Raw genomic sequence first — 20632 nt, 5'->3', positions numbered from 1 at the left:
CTATATGGAGAGCCAAAAGAAGAAAGGCAGCGGAAAACCTAAAGGGCTGACTGGCCCCCTCAAGTATTTTTACGGTGTCGGAGATTTCGGCTTCACGTTGATGACGAATGTAGAATCCTACTTCTTCAACGTGTTTCTTACAAATCTGGCACAGTTTTCTCTGGGTACAGTTTCGGTCATAACCACGACAGCAAGCATGGTGGATGCCTGTCTGTCCTGGATTTATGGTGCGGTACTGAACAGTATCAGACCGAAGAAATGGGGAAGATATCGTTCCTGGCTGATTCTGGTGCCATGGATTGTACCATTTCTGTATGCATTTCAATTTATAAGCCTTGGAAATAAAGCACTTTCGGCGGTTGTCATCACCGTGGCTGCCATCGTAAGCCATGTTGTCTGGAATTTTGCCTATGTGGCCAACGTCTCGATGATCAGCGTTGCCGGAAAGACTGCAGAGGATCGTTCGCATCTGGCATCCACCCGTGCTTTCTGGGCAAACCTTTCCAAAGTTGTTTTTTCTTATGTAGGAGCACCTTTGGCAGCCGTATTTGCGGGTTTTATCGGTAAAGTAAACCAGTATGCGGCTGTTGCCTTCTGTCTCGGTGTGTTCATGGCTGTTTTATATTTTATACATTTTCGCATGTTTGAAGGATATGAAGAAGAGGTTTCCAAACCTTCCACTGCTTCCAAAAAACAGGACAAGACCCGGACTTCAGGCAGTGATCTGGTGAAATCACTGCTTCAGAATCCTTCACTTATTGCGTTGATGTTCGCGGATCTTACAAAATATATGTTTAATTTTGTCTGTGCCGGAATCGCCATATACTACTTTATGTATGTAGCAAAGAATGACAATCTGCTGAAGGTATATATTCTGATTTCAAATCTGCTGTGCGTGGTGGGATCTTATTTTGCAAAGAATCTCTCTAAAAAGTTCAGTACAAGAAACACGACCATCTTTACGATGCTGGCCATGGCCGTTGTCATGATTGCAGCCAATTTTGCATTTGACAATTATTACATGGTAATAGCTCTTATGAGTATTGCACAGCTGGGTTATGGGATTGCCTATGCATCGACCCCGGCTCTCTATGCAGATACAATCATCTACAGTGAGTGGAAAACACGTAAAAATGCGGCGGGGTGGATTTCAGGTCTGCAGAATGTACCCCTTAAAATTGCCATCGTGACCCGGGGAATCATTATCTCCGCCTGTTTGGGCCTCGCCTCTTTCTCGGCAGATATTGACCCGTCTGCGGCAAGTATGGAATTACAGCGGGGAATTTGTATTGGTTTTATGGTCATACCGGCAATCGCTCTGATTCTGGGTGCTCTCATCCTGATTTTCGGTTTTAAACTGACAAAGGAAAAAATAGAGCAGTATCAGGCAGAAATTGCATCCAGGCAATCATAAATTATGTGCTGTAAGGCACTCAAAAAAATGGAGGTTACTATGTTGACAGCAAAAGAAAACTTATTGGAAACTTTAAAACCCGGCGGACATCCTGACCGCTTTGTCAATCAATACCAGCCTTATGTCCCTGTTATGAATGACCCGGTATTCCGTTTTACCAGAGGCAACCGGGTAAAGGGCTCTGTCACCAGAGATGTCTTCGGAACCGAAATTGTATGGCCCGAGGATCAGTTTGCGGCAATGCCTCACGTTACTGCTGAAAACAAAGTTTGCCCGGATGTTACAGAATGGAAAAAGTATGTCAGAATCCCGGATTTACGTGCAAACTGCACAGACTGGAAGGATGCAAAAGAAAAAGCGTCCACTGTCGACCGGAAGGAGCATCTGGTTTTGGGCTTTATGGGTACCGGACTCTTTGAAGAGCTGCATTTTTTAATGGGATTTGAAGATACTTTGATGAATCTTCTGATGGAGCCTGAGGATATGGCAGAACTGGCTTCGGCTGTTGCCGAATACCGCTTTACATATGCACAGCTTTTATGTGAGAACCTGAAGCCCGACATCATCCTTTCTCATGATGACTGGGGTGCCAAGAACAGCATGTTCTTCAGCCCTGAAATCTGGCGTGAGATTTTCAAGCCTCACTATAAAAAGATGTATGATATGATTCACAGTTATGGTATACTTGTGATGCACCATGCAGATTCCTTCCTTGAACCGATTGTAACTGAGATGCCTGAAATCAGCGTGGATATCTGGCAGGGTGTCTTACCTCAGAATGATATTGTCAGTATGGGAAAGGAACTTCAGGGTAAGATGGGACTGATGGGCGGTATTGATGCCGCTCTCGTAGACCGTGAGGATGCAACAGAAGAACAAATACGCACAGTTGTGCATGAAGCCTGTGCAAAATACCGTAATGTTCCCGGGTTTATCCCATCTCTGACCTATGGACTTTCAGGGAGCATCTTCCCGCACGTGGATCCTATTATCGCAGATGAAATTGACCGGTGCAGCAAGGAGATGTTTTAAATCATGAAATATAGCCCTCCTGCTCATCGCAGGAGGGCTATATTTATGAAAGAAAAAAGCAGTGGACAAAAACAGGAACTTAGGATTGATATTCAGATTATCCTGGACAGGCTGGACATTACTCCGGAAAATCTCAGCTATTGCAGAGGCAGAAGCACTTTATCCCTCATAGCACCCAGGCTTTTCAAGAGCTGTGCTTCCCTGAAGCAAAACTACGTCTATCTTGCATTAGAGGAAGAACTTCCCTTGGATCCCCCTTCAAGTCCTTTTGCACTTATTGTCATCGGCTGGGCTCCGAAATCCTATCATAATACCCTGTTCCACCTTGTAGAAGTTAAAGAACCGATTGATATTTACCATTTACTTCAACAGATTCAGCAAATATTTGAAGAAATATACCATTGGAAGGATCAGCTTCAATATGCCCTTAATCATGATCTGGGCATCGGGGAGTTATGCAGAATCGGTCTGGATTTTTTTAAAAACCCTTTATTTATTCATGACTCTCAGTTTAATATTCTGGCATGCCCACTGCATACTCCCGAAATGCCCGCCTGGAGCTGTAATGAGCATACCGGGTTTGAAACAGTTCCCCTGGAGCTGGTGAATGACTTTAAAACGGATCCCGAATACCAGCAGACACTCATAACCAGAGGTGCTGACATGTTTTCTGCCGGTCTGAGAGGATACAGGATTCTTTATGTGAATATCTGGGACAATGATGACCACTATAAAGGAAGACTCTGTATTGATGAATTACAGAGTCCTATTCTGCCCGGTCACTTCATGCTGGCTGAATATTTTATATCTGTAATCAAAATTGCCATGATGCGCAGAAACTACGGAGTGCAAAGCTTTTATCGGCCTTATGAGCAATTCTTTCAGGATATGCTGAATCATGCAGTCACAGACCCTGTTCTAATACAGGACGGACTTGATGCAGCAGGCTGGAAGATGGATGATTGCTATCTTTGCATACATCTGAGTAACGACCAGCGCAAAATCAGCTATCTGTCCGTAATCAGCACCTGCAACTATATAGAAGGAAAGCTTTCCGATACCGTGGCCTTTCCGCACAGGGATGGAATCGCCATACTGATTCGCAACGCCGACCAACAGGAATATATGCCACAGATTTCCTACATCATCCGAGAGGGGCTTTTTAAGGCAGGCATCAGCAATCTCTATCATAATTTCGAAGACACCTGCTTTTTCTACCGTCAGGCAGAACTTGCTTTGAAATACGGTCTGAAAAAAAATCCTATGATCTGGTGTCATCATTTTAAAGACTGCATCCTTGACCATATTCTGTTATGGGGTACCACTGAATTGCCTGCACGCGTACTCTGTCCTGAAGGACTTTTGTATCTTAAATCCTATGATGCCGAAAATGACGCACAGCTATATCACACATTACAGGTCTATCTGGACAACGAGCGTCATGCCACGCAGACAGCCAGAGATCTCTTCATTCATCGCAGTACACTCTTCTATCGTCTGGACCGTATTCTGGAAATTCTTAAACTGGATCTGAAAAATTCGGGAAACAGGCTCTATCTGCAAATGTGTTTTCGATTGCTGGAAGAATAATTAGGTTGACGAAAATAAAAAAACCTACTAAGGTATACATGAGCATATTTGAAACAAAGAGAGGATACATCGATGAACAAAAAAGAAATCAGTGAAGTCAAAAAATTATTTACCCCCTCCCACTGTGCAATTACCCGTATCTGCGGATGCTATGTGGATGCTGAAAAGAATCAGCGTATGAAGATGAAAGAGGCATTTCTTTCTCTGCCTGAGGAAGAGATGTTTAAATATTTTAATATTTTCCGAAAATCCCTCTCCGGCTCCATCGGAAAAAATATCATGATTATGGAGTTTCCGCTGGAACAGGAAATGGAAGAAGGGACCCAGGAATTTCTTTTGAAGATACGTGACAGTGAATTAAAGGATGATGTATTACTCCAGGAATTTTATCAGCGCGTAATGGAAACCTATATTTACGCTGAAAACTACTACATTATCCTGATACATGGTGCCTATGATGTCCCGGGCCGCGCTTCTGACAACCTGGACATGGAGGATGCATCGGACTATATCTACAATTTTATCCTCTGCAGCATCTGTCCGGTCAAGCTCTCGAAACCGGGGCTGATGTATAATTCAGAGACAAATCATATGGAAAACCGGATTCAGGACTGGCTTGTGGAAGTACCGGATAACGGTTTTTTATTCCCTGCTTTTAATGACCGGAATACAGATATACATAGCCTGCTTTACTATGCAAAAAATCCGGAGATTCTGCAAACCGATTTTGTTGATCAGTTTCTCGGATGCCAGACTCCTCTTTCTGCCAAAACACAGAAGGAAACTTTCCAGTCTTTGATTGAAGAAACCCTGGATAACACTTGCAGCTTTGAAACAGTTATGAATATCCACGAGAATCTGAATGAATTAATTGAAGAGCGCAAAGAAGAACCCGAACCTGTTACTCTTAATAAGCAGGAAGTTAAAAAGCTTTTTGCTGACAGTGGCGTAGAGAACGCTAAGCTGGAGGAGTTTGACACCCACTATGAGGCACTGGCCGATGAAAAAACCAGCTTCGTCGCCTCAAATCTCGCCAATGTCCGAAGCTATGAAATCAAAACTCCTGACGTAGTTATTAAAGTTACCCCTGATAAGGCACAGCTCGTAGAAACCCGGATGATTGATGGAGTCCCCTATATTATGATTCAGGCTACGGACCTGGTGGAAATTAATGGTATCACTGTCCGGACGCCAAAATCCGATGATTCTGATACAACCACGATTTAATACTTTACGAATCGACAAGTTTGTGAGAAAATAGACAAGATGCAAAAACAAATACGATTTTTGCGAAATCACATCACTTAAGTTATTATTGAAAGGAGTCAAACGAATGATTTATTCACATGAAGTAGAAATGATGTGTCCTGTTACCCAGGGTGTACATCACGGTGCTGCTCCGATTCCGGAACAGGCAAAGTGGGTACAGGCAAAAGAAATCAAAGATATCTCCGGTCTTACACATGGAGTAGGCTGGTGTGCTCCTCAACAGGGTACCTGCAAACTTACCCTAAATGTTAAGGATGGCATCATTCAGGAGGCACTTGTAGAAACCGTTGGATGTTCAGGGATGACCCATTCCGCTGCCATGGCATCTGAAATTCTTCCGGGGCTTACCCTTCTGGAAGCACTGAACACAGATCTTGTATGTGACGCTATCAATACAGCTATGAGAGAATTATTCTTACAGATTGTATACGGAAGAACACAGAGTGCGTTTTCAGAGGATGGACTTCCAATCGGTGCAGGACTTGAGGATCTGGGAAAAGGACTGCGTTCTCAGATTGGTACCATGTACGGTACTCTGAAAAAAGGACCTCGTTATCTTGAGATGACCGACGGTTATGTAACAGGCATCGCCCTTGATGCGGATGGCGAAATCATAGGCTACAAGTTCGTAAACTTTGGTAAGATGATGGAGTTCATCAAAGGCGGAGATGACGCTAATACTGCTTATGAAAAAGCTTCAGGACAGTATGGACGCGTTGATGATGCTGTTAAAATCATTGACCCGAGAAAAGAGTAGGAGGACGAAAAATCATGGCTTTATTTGAATCATATGAGAGAAGAGAAAAACAGATTCTGGCAAAGTTAGCTGAATACGGAATCAACTCCATTGAAGAATGTTCAGAAATCACGAAGGCTGCCGGCATGGATGTATATCAGATAATTGAAAACATTCAGCCAATCTGTTTTGAGAATGCAAAATGGGCGTATACCGTAGGTGCCGCGATCGCAATAAAAAAAGAATGCAGAAAAGCTGCTGATGCTGCTGCTGCAATCGGCGAAGGGCTCCAGTCTTTTTGTATCCCCGGTTCCGTTGCTGATCAGCGTAAGGTAGGCCTTGGACATGGCAACCTGGGTAAGATGCTTCTGGAAGAAGATACCGAATGCTTCTGTTTCCTTGCCGGACATGAATCCTTTGCCGCTGCTGAAGGAGCTATTGGTATTGCTGAAAAGGCAAACAAGGTACGCAAACAGCCTCTTCGTGTTATATTAAATGGTCTTGGAAAAGATGCTGCTCAGATCATCTCCCGTATCAATGGATTTACTTATGTTGAGACAGAGATGGATTATCACACAGGCGAGGTAAAAGAAGTATTCCGCAAATCTTATTCCGAAGGACTTCGTGCCAAGGTTAACTGCTATGGCGCGAACGATGTTACAGAGGGTGTTGCAATTATGTGGAAGGAAAATGTAGATGTATCCATCACGGGTAACTCCACCAATCCTACACGTTTCCAGCATCCGGTTGCAGGTACATACAAAAAAGAGCGTCTGGAAGCCGGTAAAAAATACTTCTCCGTTGCTTCAGGCGGCGGTACAGGACGTACCCTTCATCCAGACAATATGGCTGCAGGCCCTGCTTCCTACGGCATGACCGATACGATGGGACGTATGCACAGTGATGCACAGTTTGCAGGCTCTTCCTCCGTTCCGGCCCATGTGGAAATGATGGGACTGATCGGAGCAGGAAACAATCCGATGGTCGGAATGACCGTGGCTGTAGCGGTAGCTGTAGAGGAAGCTGCAAAAGACGGAAAATTCTAAGATTTTTTTAATACAGGGGACTTGCCGTAACATAAGACGTTGCAGCAAGTCCTATTTTACGTTGTTTTTTTGATACTAAGCATCTGATTATTCTGAAAAAAATCTTTCCACGGATCCTCACCGGTTATTCTCCTTAACGCTTCGTTCATATCAATACCGTCAGGAGCGATGTTATCAAGCTCCCCCCATTGAATGGGCATGGAAACTTTGGCCCCTTCCCGCGCTCTTATGGAATAGGGTGCGACGCTTGTGGCTCCTCTTCCATTTCGTATCCAGTCTATAAAAATCCGATTCTTACGCTTTGCTTTTCTGACATTACTCGTATAGCGATCCGGCCATTTCTGTTCCATCACTATAGCTACCTGCTTTGCAAAGCCGTAAAACGTCTCCCAGTCTGCTCCCGGCTGAAATGGTACTACCACATGATATCCTTTGCCTCCGCTGGTTTTAAGATAAGAATTCAATGACAGCTCGGCCAGAATATTTCTGACATCCCGTGCACCCTGGCGAACCTGGCTTATCTCCATTCCTTCGTCCGGATCCAGATCAAATACCATGACATCCGGCTTTTCAAGCTTCCTAACAGAACTTCCCCATGTGTGGAATTCCACCGCGCATCTTTGCGTCTCGGATAAAAGCCCCGATAAATCCTCAACATAAAAGTACTCCGACACCTCCCCGGTGTCTGCAGAAACCGGAAATGTTACAATTCCTTTGCTTCCGGAGCTTGGATGCTTCTTGAAAAAACTTGTCTGTGTAATCCCTTTTGGGCAGCAGACAATGCTTAAGAGCCTGTGCCCTACATAAGGCAGCATGCGTTTCGAAACTTCCGCGTAATACCGAACAATATCACCCTTGGTCACCTGCGGCTTCTCAAACATCACCTTGTCCGGATTGGTGATGTGTACACCTTCGATAATTATGCTGCCTCCATCTGTTTTCTTAAATTCTTTCTCCCCTTCGGACTGTTCTGACTGTACTTCTTCTCTCCCATCCTCTTTCATGTTTTCCCTGGAATCCTCCGGCTTCACATCCCGGGGGGACTTGTCTGTCCGCAAGCCTTTAAAGCTTGCCTGTCTTAACAGATGTTCGCGGGTCCACTCTGCAAATTTGATTTCTGCTACCAGTTCAGGTTCCAGCCAGATAAGCGTCTCCTTTCCCCTGGGCTTTGGAGATAATATAAAGGGTGACTCCATCCTTTTTTTATCCGCAAATTTCTCCATCAACATCTTTATATCTGCCTCCCGGAATCCTGTTCCTGCACGTCCTACATACATAAACACGCCATTTTTGTAGACCCCAAGAAGCAAGGAACTGATATCCCTTGCATGTTTCTCCGAAATTGTGTAACCGCCTATCACAAACTCCTGCCTCTTTCCACACTTCAGCTTAATCCAATCCCCGTTTCTCGTTCCACTATAGACAGATTCAGGTTTTTTCCCTATGATTCCTTCCATACCCATTTTGCAGGCTGCTGTAAAGCAGTCCTTCCCGCCTCCTCTTACATGACGACTGTAATAGAGATTTGCAGGGGCATGCACCAATAATTCTTCCAATACCCTTTTTCTCTCCATCAGTGGATGATTTCTGAAATCCTCACCATCCAGTGCAAGGAGATCAAAAAGGATGTAAGTCAGGCTTCCGCCTTGTCTGTCCTTCATATAATCCTGCAAGGCCTGAAAATTGGTCTTTCCTGATGTGTCCGTAACTGTCATTTCGCCATCCAGGACCATGGCTCTCCCCGCTGCAAGCTCCACAAGGGCTTGTGCTGCCCTATAAAACTTTCCTGTATAGTCCTGTCCATTTCTGGTCATCAGGCGGGCATGATTGCCTTCTACAAATGCTGCAATCCGAAATCCATCATATTTCAACTCATAGAGCCAATCTTCACCCGAGGGCACTTGGGAAACAAGTTTGGCAAGCTGGACATGCGTATTTTCAAAAGGATTCCTTGTGATTTTTTCTGTTTCCCCCTTTTCGATTTCCTCCATGGTACGTCCGGTCCTGATACTTGTTATAAATTCAGATATTCCGTCCTCATTTTTTACGTATGCATCTTTTTCCTTCATCAAAAGCCAGGGCTGTGATTTTTCTCCTTCTTTCGCTTTTAAGCGGATTAAGGCCCACTTTCCCTTAAGACGTCTGCCATCAAGAAACATTTTAATCTGGCCTGCCTTAAGCCCTTCTTCTACATCTCCGCGAGGCTCCCAGTACCCCTCATCCCAAAGCATAACGGTTCCTCCGCCGTACTCTCCCCTGGGAATCGTTCCTTCAAATTCCCTGTATGCAATGGGATGATTTTCTACCTGTATGGCAAGTCTTTTTTCATGCACGCTATAAGAAGGCCCCTTTGGTACTGCCCAACTCAGCAGAACCCCCTGCCATTCCAGACGAAAATCATAGTGATCACTTCTTGCCATATGATGCTGGACGACAAATCTCAAGGCATCAGATGAACCCTCAGTGATACCCTCCGGCTCACAGGTTCTCGCAAAGTCTCTTTTCTGTCTGTACACACCGATTCCTGTATCCATATTCATCGCTATGCCGTTTCCTTATCTTTTTTCGCTCTATCCACGCTCGCCTTCAGTGCTTCCATAAGATCAATCACCTTTCCGGTGCCCTGCGTCTCGGGAGCCACAACCTCTTTTCCTGCTATTTTTGTTTCGATGAGTGCACGAAGCCTTGTCTGGTATTCATCTTTATACTTAGCGGGATTAAAAGGAGTATCCATAGAATTAATCAGTGTTGACGCCATTTGAATCTCCTGATCGGATACCTCCGGTTTCGTATAGGGCTTTTGCAATTCTTTAATTTCATCAGCATAAAACATTGTAGAAATTAAAATCCCTTCTTCTCTGGGAATAATGGCCATCAATGTGTCTTTGGTTCCTAAGACGGTTTTACCTATGGCTATTTTCTGTTCCTTCATCAGTGCTGAGCGAAGCAGTTCAAAGGCCTTTTCCCCTCCTGCTTCCGGAACTGCCTGATAGGTTTTCTCATAGTAAACCGGAGAAATCTGATTTAAATTGGCAAAATGGAGAATCTGAATCGATTTTTCTTTTTCCGTCTTAATTTTCTCAATTTCCTCATCTGTGATAACGACAAACTTATCCTCATCATATTCAAATCCTTTTACAAGATCCCTGGATGTAATTTCTTTACCGCAATGAGCACATGTTTTCTTATATCGGATACGGCTGTTATCTTCTTTATGCAGCTGATTAAAATGAATATCATTATCCTGTGTCGCTGTAATCATTGCGATTGGGATTGCGACCATTCCAAAGCTTATAACTGATTTTCGCGAAAACATATATGCACCTCCTTTTGCATATTATTTCCGGATTGGCAGCAAATATCCGCTAAAGACCTCGTGTCAGCACATATTCCCGTTTTATCATCAACAGTCTTTCGATTTGTTTCAGAATATAAAATAAAATTGCTCTGGTCTCAAATTCTTCACGGCTGTTCGGAAGTTCCTGGTTCTTTAAATCCAAAAGCAGAATATCAAGCTCCTGCAAAAGCTCTGTCACCGTATTGTCTCTGTGGTAGTCGTTCTCAATCCTCTTCAGTAAGATACCAACCTGGTTTGCCTGTCTGGGCAGGCAGGATATACGATTTAGGTTGTCATAGATATCCTGCAGAATAATGCTTTGTTTCTCCCGCATCTGGATGTAGTCCACCTCTGAAGTATCTTTCTTCCAAAGTGCATTATTATAATTATTCAGTGCACATTCCATAGCCTGCCTTAAGGTCTCCTTAAGCTGTTCCAGACGGTCAGAATTCTCATTCGACTCCTTATCTTCAATAAGTCGGTAAGCCATGGTACTTAAAATTCCTTTGATTTGCTCATCCACGCCATCCGCCAGTTTTTCAAACAGACTCTTTTTCTTCCGGAGATGCATATTAACTAAGATTCCAACGGTGGTCCCTATAAAAAAGAGCGCAGTTTCATTGATGAGCATTGCAGCAGACATAGACTGCTCTGCCAAAAAATGAGTGATGAGTACAGAATCCATAGCAATCGCTTCCTCCCACCCCATGTAAAGACAAAGCAGCGCGAATAGCAGCAGATAGCAGGCAAAAGCGAAAAGAGTGAATCCGAGGAAATAGAAGGATGCCGCTGAAAGAAGAAGTGCACATAGATAGGCAAGTGTCCGGTTCCGGGCACTGTTCAGGGTTTCCTTCTTTGTATTTTGAATGCTCAATACTGTGATAATACCGGATGTGGCGGAATATTCCAGTCCCAGTTCTGCCGCTGCTGCAATTGCCAGTACTGCTGCAAAGGCTATTTTTACACCTTTTATTATCTTATCCCTATTCAACATATTTATCTGTGCCTTGTCCTTGCTTTTTATTTTATTATAAGGCATTCTACTATGTTGTACAATCATAAAACATTGTCCAGTTCTGTAGAAATTGCAAATACTCCACGTGTTACTGTATTTCTTTGCCGCTACTATCCGGGCCGCCTAGGGTGCCACTCCGACCTATGTCTGCGCCGCCTGGGCCGCCGCCCTGGCCTCTATCCATGCCATTTGCACCTCCGCCCATGCCGCCTTGACCTCCACTTATCGTTCCTGTCATAATGTTTACAGAATCAGGTGTGATATCTGCCACTTTCGTGTCAGCTGAATACAAGCTATATGTTTCACCTTGTGTGAGTGAAGGATTGCTTATAATCACCGCTTGATATGTCTTAGCCGGGGTAATTGAAGCAATCTCATTCCCGGAAGAATCTTTTAAAATAACCTGTGTTCCCGCACTCTGGGTGGAATCATAGCCATAGATCAAGCTGTATTGTGTGGAGCTGTCCGAGAAGAGTTGTGCCATATCCGAGGTTCCCACTCCTACCAGGGTACCTCCGGTAATCTCTCCGGTTCCATTATAATCCAGAATTCCATTTCCACCGCTAATCGTTCCGTCAATGCCGATCTCACCGCCTGTGATGGACAAGCTGCCATTCGAATCTATAGAGTCGCCTTCTGCATTGATGTAGAGCTTTCCGCCATTAATTACGACCAAAACACTTTCATCATTCTCCATCGCTCCTCCCATACCACCTTTGCCTGACATATCATCCGTTGTCTCATCTGTTGCCGTATCATCCGTTAACCCATTAGATCCGTTGATTCCATCATCTGAGGAAATAACCGATATATCCCCGCTGTTTATAGTGACAACGGTTCCTTCAATCCCTTCATTGCTCTTTTCAATCTGTATGATGCCTCCGTCTATTGTAACCGTACTGTCTGCATGAATAGCATCATCTCCGGCATTAATGGTGATTTTTCCTTCCGTAATGGAGACATCTGTTGCAGAGTGAAGTGCGTCTTCTGCCGAGGTAAGGTTTAAAGTACCGCCGCTGACAGCAATATAATCCTTGCCGCTTATCGCATGATTTGCAGCATCGACAGTGATCGTTCCGTTTATGATTTTCAGTCCATCCTTTCCGTGGATTCCATTTTTATAGTTCCCCTCTACTGTGAGTGAACCGGATCCATTGATGGTAATCTCATCTTTACTGAAGATAGCAGCATCCGGTTCCTCATCTTCATCAATCTCGCTGTAAGAACTTCCGTCTGTAACTGTATTCTCAGTTCCTTCTGCAAGCGTGATGATTATTTTAGCACTCTGTTTTCCATCTATGACCGCACCGTCAGAGGAAGTGATGGATGCTCCGTTCAATATCAGATGAATTACGTCGTCAGATGCTGCATCTACCACTATCTGGCCTTCCGACAAAGTTCCGCTTACAATATAAGTTCCTGCACTTTTAATAGTAATGATTCCCCCGATTCCGATGCACCGGATCCATCAATCTCTGTGGAAGTATCTGAGAGCGTAAGCACTGTTGCATCCTTCTCACTCCAGGCTTCATTTTTATCGTTATCGTCATAAGTAATCTCCGCTGCTTTGACTGCTGATGCGGTCGTTGCAGATGCAACTGACTGAGCAGAAGAACCTGTTGTTGCAGAGCTCGTACTTGCTGTAGCGGTGCCTGCTGTGCCCCCACATCCCGTCACACCTCCTGCAAGCACAATGGATAATAATAAAATTATATATTTTCGTCTCATAATGTTATATCCTTTCTCTATAATTCCTCACGGTTTACCGCCGGTCTTCCGCAGAATATGTTTAAATTTCCGTTTCGGCACCTGAGGTCGTCTAAAAATGCCTTTTCTTTACTCTGGTCTTTCAGTACAACTCTGTATTGCAGTTCATACAGGCTTCCCATATTGACGGTGCGTACTTTATTGAGCTCTGCCGATATTGTGTAAGTTTCAAATACATCGTCAAAGATATTCTGATAGTCCAAATTTTCAGGAATCGTAATCTTCAAATCCTTTTCATACTGATTTTCTCCTATCATCGGAAGAACCATAAGCAGGATTTGAATAAGTGCTACAATCACAAACAATACGGCTGCAATTCCCACATAACCAACGCCGGTTGCCAGCCCAATGGCCATTGCCAGAAATATACTTCCTATTTCCCTTGAATTTCCCGGCAGGGATCGGAAACGTACCAGCGAGAATGCACCCATGACAGCAACACCCGTTCCGAGATTTCCGTTTACGATCATAATAACTACCTGTACAATTACCGGCAGAATAGCCAGTGTAAGCAGAAAGTTCTTTGAGGCTCTGTTTTTATAGCAGTGTACAAGTGCGATCATAACTCCAAGTATTAAAGATGCAGCGGTGCATATCAGAAATTGCTCCACACTGACTGCAGATGTATCTGCGGATAATAAAATACTATTAAGCAATGCCAACACCCCCTTTTGCATGTGCGAATCTCTGCAGTGATTTCTGATAGAGCAGATACCGCTCCGGTAAGAGATACCGTTTATAATAAGTGCCATATTTAGAATAAGATACCGGGAAAATCTTCAGTTCTGATAAAAGCTTCGCAAGCCAGACCGGCATTGCCCCCGGAATTTTTATCTCCATGAGAAGTTGGTCGTCTTCTAGAAGCGAAATTCCATATCTTTCTTTCCCAAGCTGCAGATCTGTCTGCCGACAGGTAATATGTTCGTCAAACGTTATGCGGAGATTTGTGTCTTCAAGACCAGATAATGCCACACGGTCATAAGCTATATATGCCGCTGGAACAACCTGATACCTATCGATTGCGAAATCAATCTCATGTAGTATCTGACAGTCGGCACACTTCGGGTAAACTCCAAAGAGCAGATACTTCTCGGCCTCTTCAAGCGTCAGCGTAACACGTCTCTTACCCACCACACCTTGCGATTTCTTCTTTAATTCCAGAAATACTTTGTCCTCTTCACTTGGGATGCAATAGCTGCGAGGCCTGATTTTTTCTTTATATACAGGTTTTTCTATAGATGTTCGAATTAACCTGAAATCAAGCGTATCAAAGTATATATTATAAATCGAATATTTCCCATATACGTCCGCCTCCATCCTCTCTGCCAGCGCTGCCTGAATCGTTTCCATCTGTCTTTTTGTGAGCAGATATTTCTTTTCAGTTCTCTTAAAAACTTCTTGTATTGGGATAGCTGCTGTTTTCATATCGTTTCCTCCGTTTCCTTATCATGCACATATCTTATTCCCCTTAGCTTAAATTTACCTTAAAATTGGTTTTCAGCTTTATTTCAGCTTCTATGTGTATACTCCAGATAATGATAGATAAAAAACATTTTAAGGAATTTCTTCTTGTTGAAACATAAAGGAAAGAATTATATAATTAGGAGAACACCAGAGAGGAGGATGGAGATGAATGTACTGATTGTAGAAGACGAAATCCGTCTGGCGGAGGCACTGCGTGAAATTATGATGGAGTCCAAATATTTATGCGACGTGGTTTACACCGGAACGGACGGTCTGGATTATGCTGTAAATGGAAATTATGATGTAATCATACTGGATGTAATGCTGCCCGGAATGGATGGTTTTTCTGTTGTCCATGAAATACGAAGGCAGGGACTTCAGACTCCCGTCCTCCTCCTTACCGCCAAAGACGACGTGAGTGATAAAATAGCCGGACTGGACCACGGTGCAGATGATTATATGACCAAGCCCTTTGAGCCAGGGGAACTGCTGGCGAGAATCCGCGCACTTTCCAGGCGGACCGGTGAAGTAATCTTTGAGGAATTGCAGTTTGGGGATCTGCGGCTTATTCTGTCCACCAATGATCTCTGGTGTAAAGGCAGAAACATTCATCTAAGCTTTAAAGAATTTGAAATTTTAAAAATACTGATAATAAATTCCAATATTATTATTTCAAAAGAATCTCTCATTGAAAATGTATGGGGAAATGACTCCGATGCGGAAGACAATAATGTAGAGGCTTATATCTCCTTTCTCCGCAAAAAGTTTTTTTATCTGGGTTCTGAGGCAGGTATCACAGCGGTCCGGAAAGTAGGCTATCGCCTGGAGGAAAAAAAGAATGCTTAAAAAGCTGCGAAAAAAGTTTGTCATTACAAATATGGTTTTTGTAACCGCTGTCATCCTGACAGCTCTGGTCGTCATGTGTATATCCAGCTATAGAAGATTTTATGCTGACAGCATAGTGGCCATCGATCAGACCTTGTCAAGAAATTTAGAGGATTTAAAACCAGCCATTGATTTCCGCGACAGAGATAATAATCCGCCGCCAAGATCAGACGCTGGCGGAGTCGGAAGAATCTTTGTATTTACTGTCATGCTCGAAAAGGATTCTAATACAGTTTCCGGCGTCAATGACAGTGGTATCCAGGTTGACATCGACACTGCGCAGAAAGCGGCAGATGCCGCCTTATCATTAGGAAAATCTTCTGGTACAATTCAGAATATGGATCTTCGTTTTAAAATAGACAAAACTGACGCCGGCATAAAAATTGCATTTGCAGATATTACGAACGAAAAGAACAGTATGCGCAGCCTGATAATAATATCCGTGCTGATTTTTTTCCTTGTACTTCTGACTTCATTTTTTATCAGTGTATATCTGTCCAAAAGAGCACTCAGCCCGGTTCAGAAAGCATGGGTTCAACAGCATCAGTTCGTGGCTGATGCCTCCCATGAACTGAAAACTCCTCTGACCGTAATCCTCGCCAATCTTGATATATTGAAGTCTCATACAGATCATACGATTGCAGCGGAAAAGAAGTGGATTGACAACACGGAAGAAGAGGCCATCCGGATGAAAGAGCTGCTGCAGGATCTCCTGTTCCTGGCCAGGGAGGATGCGGATTCTGCTCCGCCTGCTCCTCATATATCTCTTAATTTCTCTCAGATTGTGTGGGAATGTATTCTTCCCTTTGAATCAGTTACTTATGAGCAAAAAACCGCCATGACAGAAGATATCCAAGATGATATCTTTGTGTCAGGAAACGAGAAACAGTTAAAACAGCTTTTGATGATTCTCCTGGACAATGCCTGCAAATATGCAAAAAATGGAACCATACATGTTACACTGGGACAGAAACATGAGCATACGGTACTGCGTGTCAAAAATACCGGTCCACTTATAGCAAAGGAGGATCTGGAGCATATATTTGAACGCTTTTACCGGGCAAGTAAATCGAGATCCCGGGACACAGGCGGCTATGGACTCGGACTGTCAATTGCCCAGACAATTGTTTATAATCATAAAGGAAGCATCAAAGCGACAAGCACCGCAGAGGATGGGACCACATTCACTGTAACTTTTCCGCTACTATCCATATGATATAACGAGTTGAAGCATGGCGGAATCGAGCTGCTGGCTGAACGGTTACAATTTGGTTACAAATTATACATCAAATCAATTATTTTAGATTGATTTTTGCTTTCAAAGTGCTATAATTGTATCTATGGAAGCATAGCTCAGCCGGGATGAGCGTTCGCCTCACACGCGAAAGGTCAGGGGTTCGAGCCCCCTTGCTTCCATTTCGGGGTATTAGCGCAGTTGGGAGCGCGCCACATTCGCATTGTGGAGGTCACGGGTTCGAATCCCGTATGCTCCATACAAGGAAACTGCCGCCGGCGGTTTTTTCACACTTTTCATATAAAGAAAGCCTGTAAACATGGCAGTTTACAGGCTTTCTTTCACTTGTTTCTATTGCTTTTCGATCACATGCGCAGCGTCCTTGAAAATATGATTCGCAGGCACCACACCGCGTACACTTGATAATGGATAGATATTGCTTTGCTTTCCAATCACAGTGCCCGGATTCAGGACACTTCCGCATCCTACTTCCACTTCATCACCCAGCATGGCTCCAAACTTTTTCAGTCCCGTCTCAATTCTTTCTTCACCTGATTTTACAACCACAAGTTTTTTATCTGACTTAACATTGGAAGTGATGCTTCCGGCCCCCATATGTGCTTTAAAGCCCAGTATGGAATCTCCCACATAGTTGTAGTGTGGAACCTGTACTCTGTTGAACAGGATCACATTCTTTAATTCTGTAGAGTTTCCAACCACTGCCCCTTCACCAATCATTGCGTTTCCACGGATAAATGCACACTGACGTATCTCGGCACCTTTTCCGATGATACATGGCCCCTGAATAGAAACTGTTGGTGCAATTACAGCATCTCTGGCAATCCAGATATCTTCCCCCCGCTTCTCATATTCTTCCGGTGAGAGAGCAGACCCAAGTTTTAATATAAAATTGTGAATTTCCGGCAGAACCTCCCAGGGGTAGGTAAACCCTGTGAAGATGTCCCTGGCTATCGTCTCTTCCAATGTGTATAATTCTGCTATCGTAATATCTTTCATGTATACCTCCTTAATGATTATGATTCACTCTTCTTCTTTTTTGCAGATGACTTCCGGTAATTAACCGCAACCGCATCAAAACAGGATTTTAGCACTGTCTGATTCCTGAGTCCGATTACACTTCCCGTATGACGGGCTACAAATGTCTCCAGTTTGTTCATATATTCTTCGGATGAAATACTCCCTTCTGCGACGTAGGTCAGTCCTTTTTCCCAACTGGCGGTCAACTCGGGGTTCAGTAAAGAGCGAATGGATGCATGCACCACATCAAATACCATCTCGCCCAGAAGTGCCGGTGTAATAACCTGGGTCTTTTTATTCAACGTCAGATATTTGATGGAGAACAGTTTTTTCAATATTTCTGCCCGTGTAGCACTGGTGCCGATCCCACTTCCCTTTATCTGAGCCCTTAACTCTTCATCTTCAATCAATTGTCCCGCATTTTCCATGGCAAGGATTATAGAACCTGATGTATAACGCTTCGGTGGAGAGGTCTCTCCCTCCTTGATTACAAATTCGGTGATGGGAAGAACAGAGCCCTTCTTCAATCCAGACAACATCTCCAAAAATTCCGTATCGCATGAGGTTTCCTCCTCTTTCCCCTGGTTTTGCTCTTTCTCCTGGGGCTCCTTTTTTCCGCTAAAGGAATATTCCATGACTTTAAGATATCCCTCGTCAATCAAAACCTTATAGCTTGCAAAAAAACGTTCCCCATCTTTATTAACCGTTAATGCAAGTTTCTGGTAGACAGCCGGCGGATAGAAGATACTTAAAAATCTTCTCACGATTATCTCATAGACTTTTCCTGAGAGCTCAGAAAGCTTATTGAGATTCTGCAATCCCTGTCCCGTGGGGATAATTGCATAGTGATCCGTAATCTGCTTATCATTTGTATAACGGGTCTTCGCGATTCCTTTATAACTTTCACTGACCTGGATATCCTGAAGAGCCGGTCTGGCAGCCGGGTACTGAAGCAGGCCGTTTAAATTCTTGGAGATTTCCTTCGCTACTGCGGTAGAAAGCACACGGGCATCCGTACGCGGATAGGTCACCAGTTTCTTTTCATATAACTCCTGAACCACCTGAAGTGTCTGATCAGGGCTGATCTTAAATAATCTGGCACAATCATTCTGAAGCTCTGCGAGGTTATAAAGAAGGGGTGGATTTTTATTTTCCTTCTTTTTCTCAATCTTTTCCAAAACTCCCTGAAGCGGCTGCTTTTCCATCAATTCCTGAACCAGATGCTCCGCATCCTTTTTTTTCTGAAAACCGTTTTCTTTATAAAGCAGATGGGATTGAAAATATCTGCTCCCCTTTACCGCTCTCCATTCTCCATCAAAGGGATGTCCGCCCAGTTCCATATTCGCCAGCACTCTGTAAAAGGGAGTTTTCACGAATTCACGAATTTCTCTCTCCCTTTGTACAACCATTCCCAGCACACAGGTCATAACCCTGCCTACGGAAATAGCCTGGTACTTTGTTCCCAGATAGTTTGAAACTGCATTCCCATACTTCAGAGAAAGAACACGGGAAAAATTGATTCCCATTAAATAATCTTCCTTCGCACGTAAAAAGGCAGATTCTGACAGATTATCATATTCGCTTAAATCTTTGGCCTCTTTGATTCCCCTTAAAATTTCTTCCTCTGTCTGGGAATCAATCCAGACACGTTTTCTTTTTTTATCTTTGACCTCTGCCATCATCTCTACCAAACGGTAGATATATTCACCTTCTCGTCCGGAGTCCGTACACACATAAATCGTGTCTATATCTTCACGGTTCAAAAGTGCACTTACAATCTGAAACTGCTTCTGAACTGACGGAATAACTTCATATTTAAATTTTTCCGGTAAAAAAGGCAGGGTCTCCAAACTCCACCTCTTATACTTAATATCGTATTTTTCAGGGTAGCTCATAGTCACCAGGTGTCCAACGCACCAGGTCACTACAAAGTTCTCAGATTCAACGTAACCGTCTCTTCTGCCCATATTTTCTTTTAAAGCCTTCGCGAATTCCTGTGCGACACTGGGCTTTTCAGCTATGTATAAAGATTTTGCCATTACTTATCTGCACTCATTTTCCTCAGCGGCAGTGCCAGTAAAACTGAACCACCGATGATATTTCCGATTGTTACGACGAGCATGCTTTTCAGTATTGCTCCGATTGACAACCCCGGTACCAAAAAATACGCTGTCGTAAATGTTGCCATGTTCGCTACACAGTGTTCAAATCCTGAGATCACAAATCCCGAAATACAGATTACGATCATCAGAAACTTACTGGTCTCCTCCTTGCACTTAATCCCGCATGCAACCGCAAGACAGACAAAGAAGTTACACAGAATCGCCTTAAAAAACATCTGATCCAGCGGAAGTGCCAGCTTGTTCTCCACATATCCGGCGAAATAATCTGCTGTTCCTGAGGCCCCGGAAGCCACAAAGAGCAGCGAAAAAAAAGCACACCCCACGAAGTTTCCAATATAGCTGACCAGCCACACTTTCCCTACCTGCTTCCAGGTTACTGCCTTGTCATAGGCTCCAAAGGCCATAACCAGATTGTTTCCTGTGAACAATTCACTTCCGATGAACACAATCAGCAGCACCGCAATTGAAAATACAATCGCTCCCAGCATCTTACCCCAGGCCGGATCCGAGTCCTTAAATACATTTCCGACCACATTGTTGTAAATCATGGCTACGGCAATAAAAAAACCTGCCATAATTGTACGGAGAAAGAATTTTCCGGGCTGTTCACGCAGCATATTCACTTTCCCCTTTGCAGCATTTGAAAATACCTCCACATCCTTATACGGCATAATGCTTCCCC

At 43.7% G+C, this 20632-nt stretch carries 18 protein-coding genes and 2 tRNA genes; 10 read left to right on the top strand and 10 right to left on the bottom strand.

Annotated elements, in window-relative coordinates; translation table 11 throughout:
• Window positions 1–4 precede the first annotated feature (4 nt).
• From KNL20_RS06645 to KNL20_RS06620, 6 genes are all read left to right on the top strand, one after another.
• Window positions 5–1414 carry an MFS transporter gene (locus tag KNL20_RS06645; protein WP_230399816.1) on the top strand — a complete coding sequence of 470 codons (1410 nt, stop codon included), beginning with the start codon at window positions 5–7 and terminating at the stop codon, window positions 1412–1414.
• 39 nt (window positions 1415–1453) lie between these two features.
• Window positions 1454–2446 carry a uroporphyrinogen decarboxylase family protein gene (locus KNL20_RS06640; RefSeq protein WP_230399815.1) on the top strand — a complete coding sequence of 331 codons (993 nt, stop codon included), beginning with the start codon at window positions 1454–1456 and terminating at the stop codon, window positions 2444–2446.
• A 45-nt stretch (window positions 2447–2491) separates the two neighbouring features.
• Window positions 2492–4036, top strand: coding sequence for a PucR family transcriptional regulator (locus KNL20_RS06635; RefSeq protein WP_230399814.1), 1545 nt, complete (start codon window positions 2492–2494; stop codon window positions 4034–4036).
• A gap of 72 nt (window positions 4037–4108) precedes the next feature.
• Window positions 4109–5263 carry a DUF4317 domain-containing protein gene (locus tag KNL20_RS06630; RefSeq protein ID WP_230399813.1) on the top strand — a complete coding sequence of 385 codons (1155 nt, stop codon included), beginning with the start codon at window positions 4109–4111 and terminating at the stop codon, window positions 5261–5263.
• 106 nt (window positions 5264–5369) lie between these two features.
• A complete protein-coding gene (locus KNL20_RS06625) occupies window positions 5370–6062 on the top strand; it encodes an iron-sulfur cluster assembly scaffold protein (RefSeq protein ID WP_230399812.1) in 693 nt (230 codons plus the stop codon).
• Window positions 6063–6076: 14 nt separating this feature from the next.
• Window positions 6077–7087 (top strand): GGGtGRT protein, encoded by a 1011-nt coding sequence (locus tag KNL20_RS06620; RefSeq protein WP_230399811.1) that lies wholly within the window; start codon window positions 6077–6079, stop codon window positions 7085–7087.
• A gap of 56 nt (window positions 7088–7143) precedes the next feature.
• On the opposite strand, the gene ligD is transcribed toward KNL20_RS06620, so the two are convergent.
• The 7 genes from ligD to KNL20_RS06585 are packed head-to-tail and all read right to left on the bottom strand — an operon-like array spanning window position 7144 to window position 14631.
• Window positions 7144–9627 (bottom strand): DNA ligase D, encoded by a 2484-nt coding sequence (gene ligD, locus KNL20_RS06615; protein WP_331468343.1) that lies wholly within the window; start codon window positions 9625–9627, stop codon window positions 7144–7146.
• A gap of 2 nt (window positions 9628–9629) precedes the next feature.
• Window positions 9630–10403 (bottom strand): non-homologous end joining protein Ku, encoded by a 774-nt coding sequence (gene ku / locus KNL20_RS06610; protein WP_230399810.1) that lies wholly within the window; start codon window positions 10401–10403, stop codon window positions 9630–9632.
• Between the two features lie 49 nt (window positions 10404–10452).
• Window positions 10453–11484: an aromatic acid exporter family protein gene (locus KNL20_RS06605; protein ID WP_230399809.1), complete on the bottom strand. Its 1032-nt coding sequence runs from the start codon at window positions 11482–11484 to the stop codon at window positions 10453–10455.
• Between the two features lie 43 nt (window positions 11485–11527).
• Complete coding sequence (locus KNL20_RS06600; RefSeq protein ID WP_230399808.1) at window positions 11528–12835, bottom strand: carbohydrate-binding domain-containing protein; 1308 nt, start codon at window positions 12833–12835, stop codon at window positions 11528–11530.
• A gap of 8 nt (window positions 12836–12843) precedes the next feature.
• On the bottom strand, window positions 12844–13167 hold the full coding sequence (locus KNL20_RS06595) for a hypothetical protein (protein WP_230399807.1): 324 nt from the start codon (window positions 13165–13167) through the stop codon (window positions 12844–12846).
• Window positions 13168–13184: 17 nt separating this feature from the next.
• Window positions 13185–13862 (bottom strand): DUF4956 domain-containing protein, encoded by a 678-nt coding sequence (locus KNL20_RS06590; protein WP_331468342.1) that lies wholly within the window; start codon window positions 13860–13862, stop codon window positions 13185–13187.
• Window positions 13855–14631 carry a polyphosphate polymerase domain-containing protein gene (locus tag KNL20_RS06585; RefSeq protein ID WP_230399805.1) on the bottom strand — a complete coding sequence of 259 codons (777 nt, stop codon included), beginning with the start codon at window positions 14629–14631 and terminating at the stop codon, window positions 13855–13857. Before KNL20_RS06585 ends, KNL20_RS06590 begins: the two co-directional genes overlap by 8 nt.
• A gap of 204 nt (window positions 14632–14835) precedes the next feature.
• Between KNL20_RS06585 and KNL20_RS06580 the strand changes: the two genes are divergently transcribed.
• The 4 genes from KNL20_RS06580 (at window position 14836) to KNL20_RS06565 (ending at window position 17048) form a co-directional block, all read left to right on the top strand.
• Window positions 14836–15516, top strand: a complete 681-nt coding sequence (locus tag KNL20_RS06580; protein WP_230399804.1) for a response regulator transcription factor — start codon at window positions 14836–14838, stop codon at window positions 15514–15516.
• The gene (locus KNL20_RS06575) at window positions 15509–16771 is read left to right on the top strand and encodes a sensor histidine kinase (RefSeq protein WP_230399803.1); all 1263 of its coding nucleotides are present in this window, start codon (window positions 15509–15511) and stop codon (window positions 16769–16771) included. The genes KNL20_RS06580 and KNL20_RS06575 overlap by 8 nt, the downstream gene beginning before the upstream one ends.
• A 126-nt stretch (window positions 16772–16897) precedes the next feature.
• Window positions 16898–16971, top strand: a tRNA-Val gene (locus KNL20_RS06570).
• Window positions 16972–16975: 4 nt separating this feature from the next.
• Window positions 16976–17048: transfer RNA gene (locus KNL20_RS06565), tRNA-Ala, on the top strand.
• Between the two features lie 92 nt (window positions 17049–17140).
• Here KNL20_RS06565 and KNL20_RS06560 read toward each other — a convergent pair.
• The 3 genes from KNL20_RS06560 to KNL20_RS06550 are packed head-to-tail and all read right to left on the bottom strand — an operon-like array spanning window position 17141 to window position 20621.
• Entirely contained in the window at window positions 17141–17806 is a 666-nt protein-coding gene (locus tag KNL20_RS06560; RefSeq protein WP_230399802.1) for an acyltransferase, read from the bottom strand.
• Window positions 17807–17823: 17 nt separating this feature from the next.
• Window positions 17824–19866, bottom strand: coding sequence for a DNA topoisomerase (locus tag KNL20_RS06555; RefSeq protein WP_230399801.1), 2043 nt, complete (start codon window positions 19864–19866; stop codon window positions 17824–17826).
• Window positions 19866–20621 carry a formate/nitrite transporter family protein gene (locus KNL20_RS06550; RefSeq protein WP_230399800.1) on the bottom strand — a complete coding sequence of 252 codons (756 nt, stop codon included), beginning with the start codon at window positions 20619–20621 and terminating at the stop codon, window positions 19866–19868. The genes KNL20_RS06555 and KNL20_RS06550 overlap by 1 nt, the downstream gene beginning before the upstream one ends.
• Window positions 20622–20632: the final 11 nt, after the last annotated feature.

This window comes from Novisyntrophococcus fermenticellae (genome assembly GCF_018866245.1).
In the GTDB taxonomy this organism is placed as follows: Bacteria; Bacillota; Clostridia; order Lachnospirales; family Lachnospiraceae; genus Novisyntrophococcus; species Novisyntrophococcus fermenticellae.
The sequence above is the reverse complement of the archived record's forward strand: the minus strand, read 5'-3'. Positions and strand labels throughout refer to the sequence as shown.

What these genes read in the sequence shown, in the direction of transcription:
- KNL20_RS06560 (WP_230399802.1), bottom strand. Translation starts at nt 17,806, where the DNA reads ATGAAAGATATTACGATAGCAGAATTATACACATTGGAAGAGACGATA.
- KNL20_RS06595 (WP_230399807.1), bottom strand. Translation starts at nt 13,167, where the DNA reads ATGAGACGAAAATATATAATTTTATTATTATCCATTGTGCTTGCAGGA.
- ligD (WP_331468343.1), bottom strand. Translation starts at nt 9,627, where the DNA reads ATGAATATGGATACAGGAATCGGTGTGTACAGACAGAAAAGAGACTTT.
- ku (WP_230399810.1), bottom strand. Translation starts at nt 10,403, where the DNA reads ATGTTTTCGCGAAAATCAGTTATAAGCTTTGGAATGGTCGCAATCCCA.
- KNL20_RS06550 (WP_230399800.1), bottom strand. Translation starts at nt 20,621, where the DNA reads ATGCCGTATAAGGATGTGGAGGTATTTTCAAATGCTGCAAAGGGGAAA.
- KNL20_RS06555 (WP_230399801.1), bottom strand. Translation starts at nt 19,866, where the DNA reads ATGGCAAAATCTTTATACATAGCTGAAAAGCCCAGTGTCGCACAGGAA.
- KNL20_RS06580 (WP_230399804.1), top strand. Translation starts at nt 14,836, where the DNA reads ATGAATGTACTGATTGTAGAAGACGAAATCCGTCTGGCGGAGGCACTG.
- KNL20_RS06635 (WP_230399814.1), top strand. Translation starts at nt 2,492, where the DNA reads ATGAAAGAAAAAAGCAGTGGACAAAAACAGGAACTTAGGATTGATATT.
- KNL20_RS06640 (WP_230399815.1), top strand. Translation starts at nt 1,454, where the DNA reads ATGTTGACAGCAAAAGAAAACTTATTGGAAACTTTAAAACCCGGCGGA.
- KNL20_RS06605 (WP_230399809.1), bottom strand. Translation starts at nt 11,484, where the DNA reads ATGATTGTACAACATAGTAGAATGCCTTATAATAAAATAAAAAGCAAG.
- KNL20_RS06625 (WP_230399812.1), top strand. Translation starts at nt 5,370, where the DNA reads ATGATTTATTCACATGAAGTAGAAATGATGTGTCCTGTTACCCAGGGT.
- KNL20_RS06630 (WP_230399813.1), top strand. Translation starts at nt 4,109, where the DNA reads ATGAACAAAAAAGAAATCAGTGAAGTCAAAAAATTATTTACCCCCTCC.
- KNL20_RS06620 (WP_230399811.1), top strand. Translation starts at nt 6,077, where the DNA reads ATGGCTTTATTTGAATCATATGAGAGAAGAGAAAAACAGATTCTGGCA.
- KNL20_RS06575 (WP_230399803.1), top strand. Translation starts at nt 15,509, where the DNA reads ATGCTTAAAAAGCTGCGAAAAAAGTTTGTCATTACAAATATGGTTTTT.
- KNL20_RS06585 (WP_230399805.1), bottom strand. Translation starts at nt 14,631, where the DNA reads ATGAAAACAGCAGCTATCCCAATACAAGAAGTTTTTAAGAGAACTGAA.
- KNL20_RS06645 (WP_230399816.1), top strand. Translation starts at nt 5, where the DNA reads ATGGAGAGCCAAAAGAAGAAAGGCAGCGGAAAACCTAAAGGGCTGACT.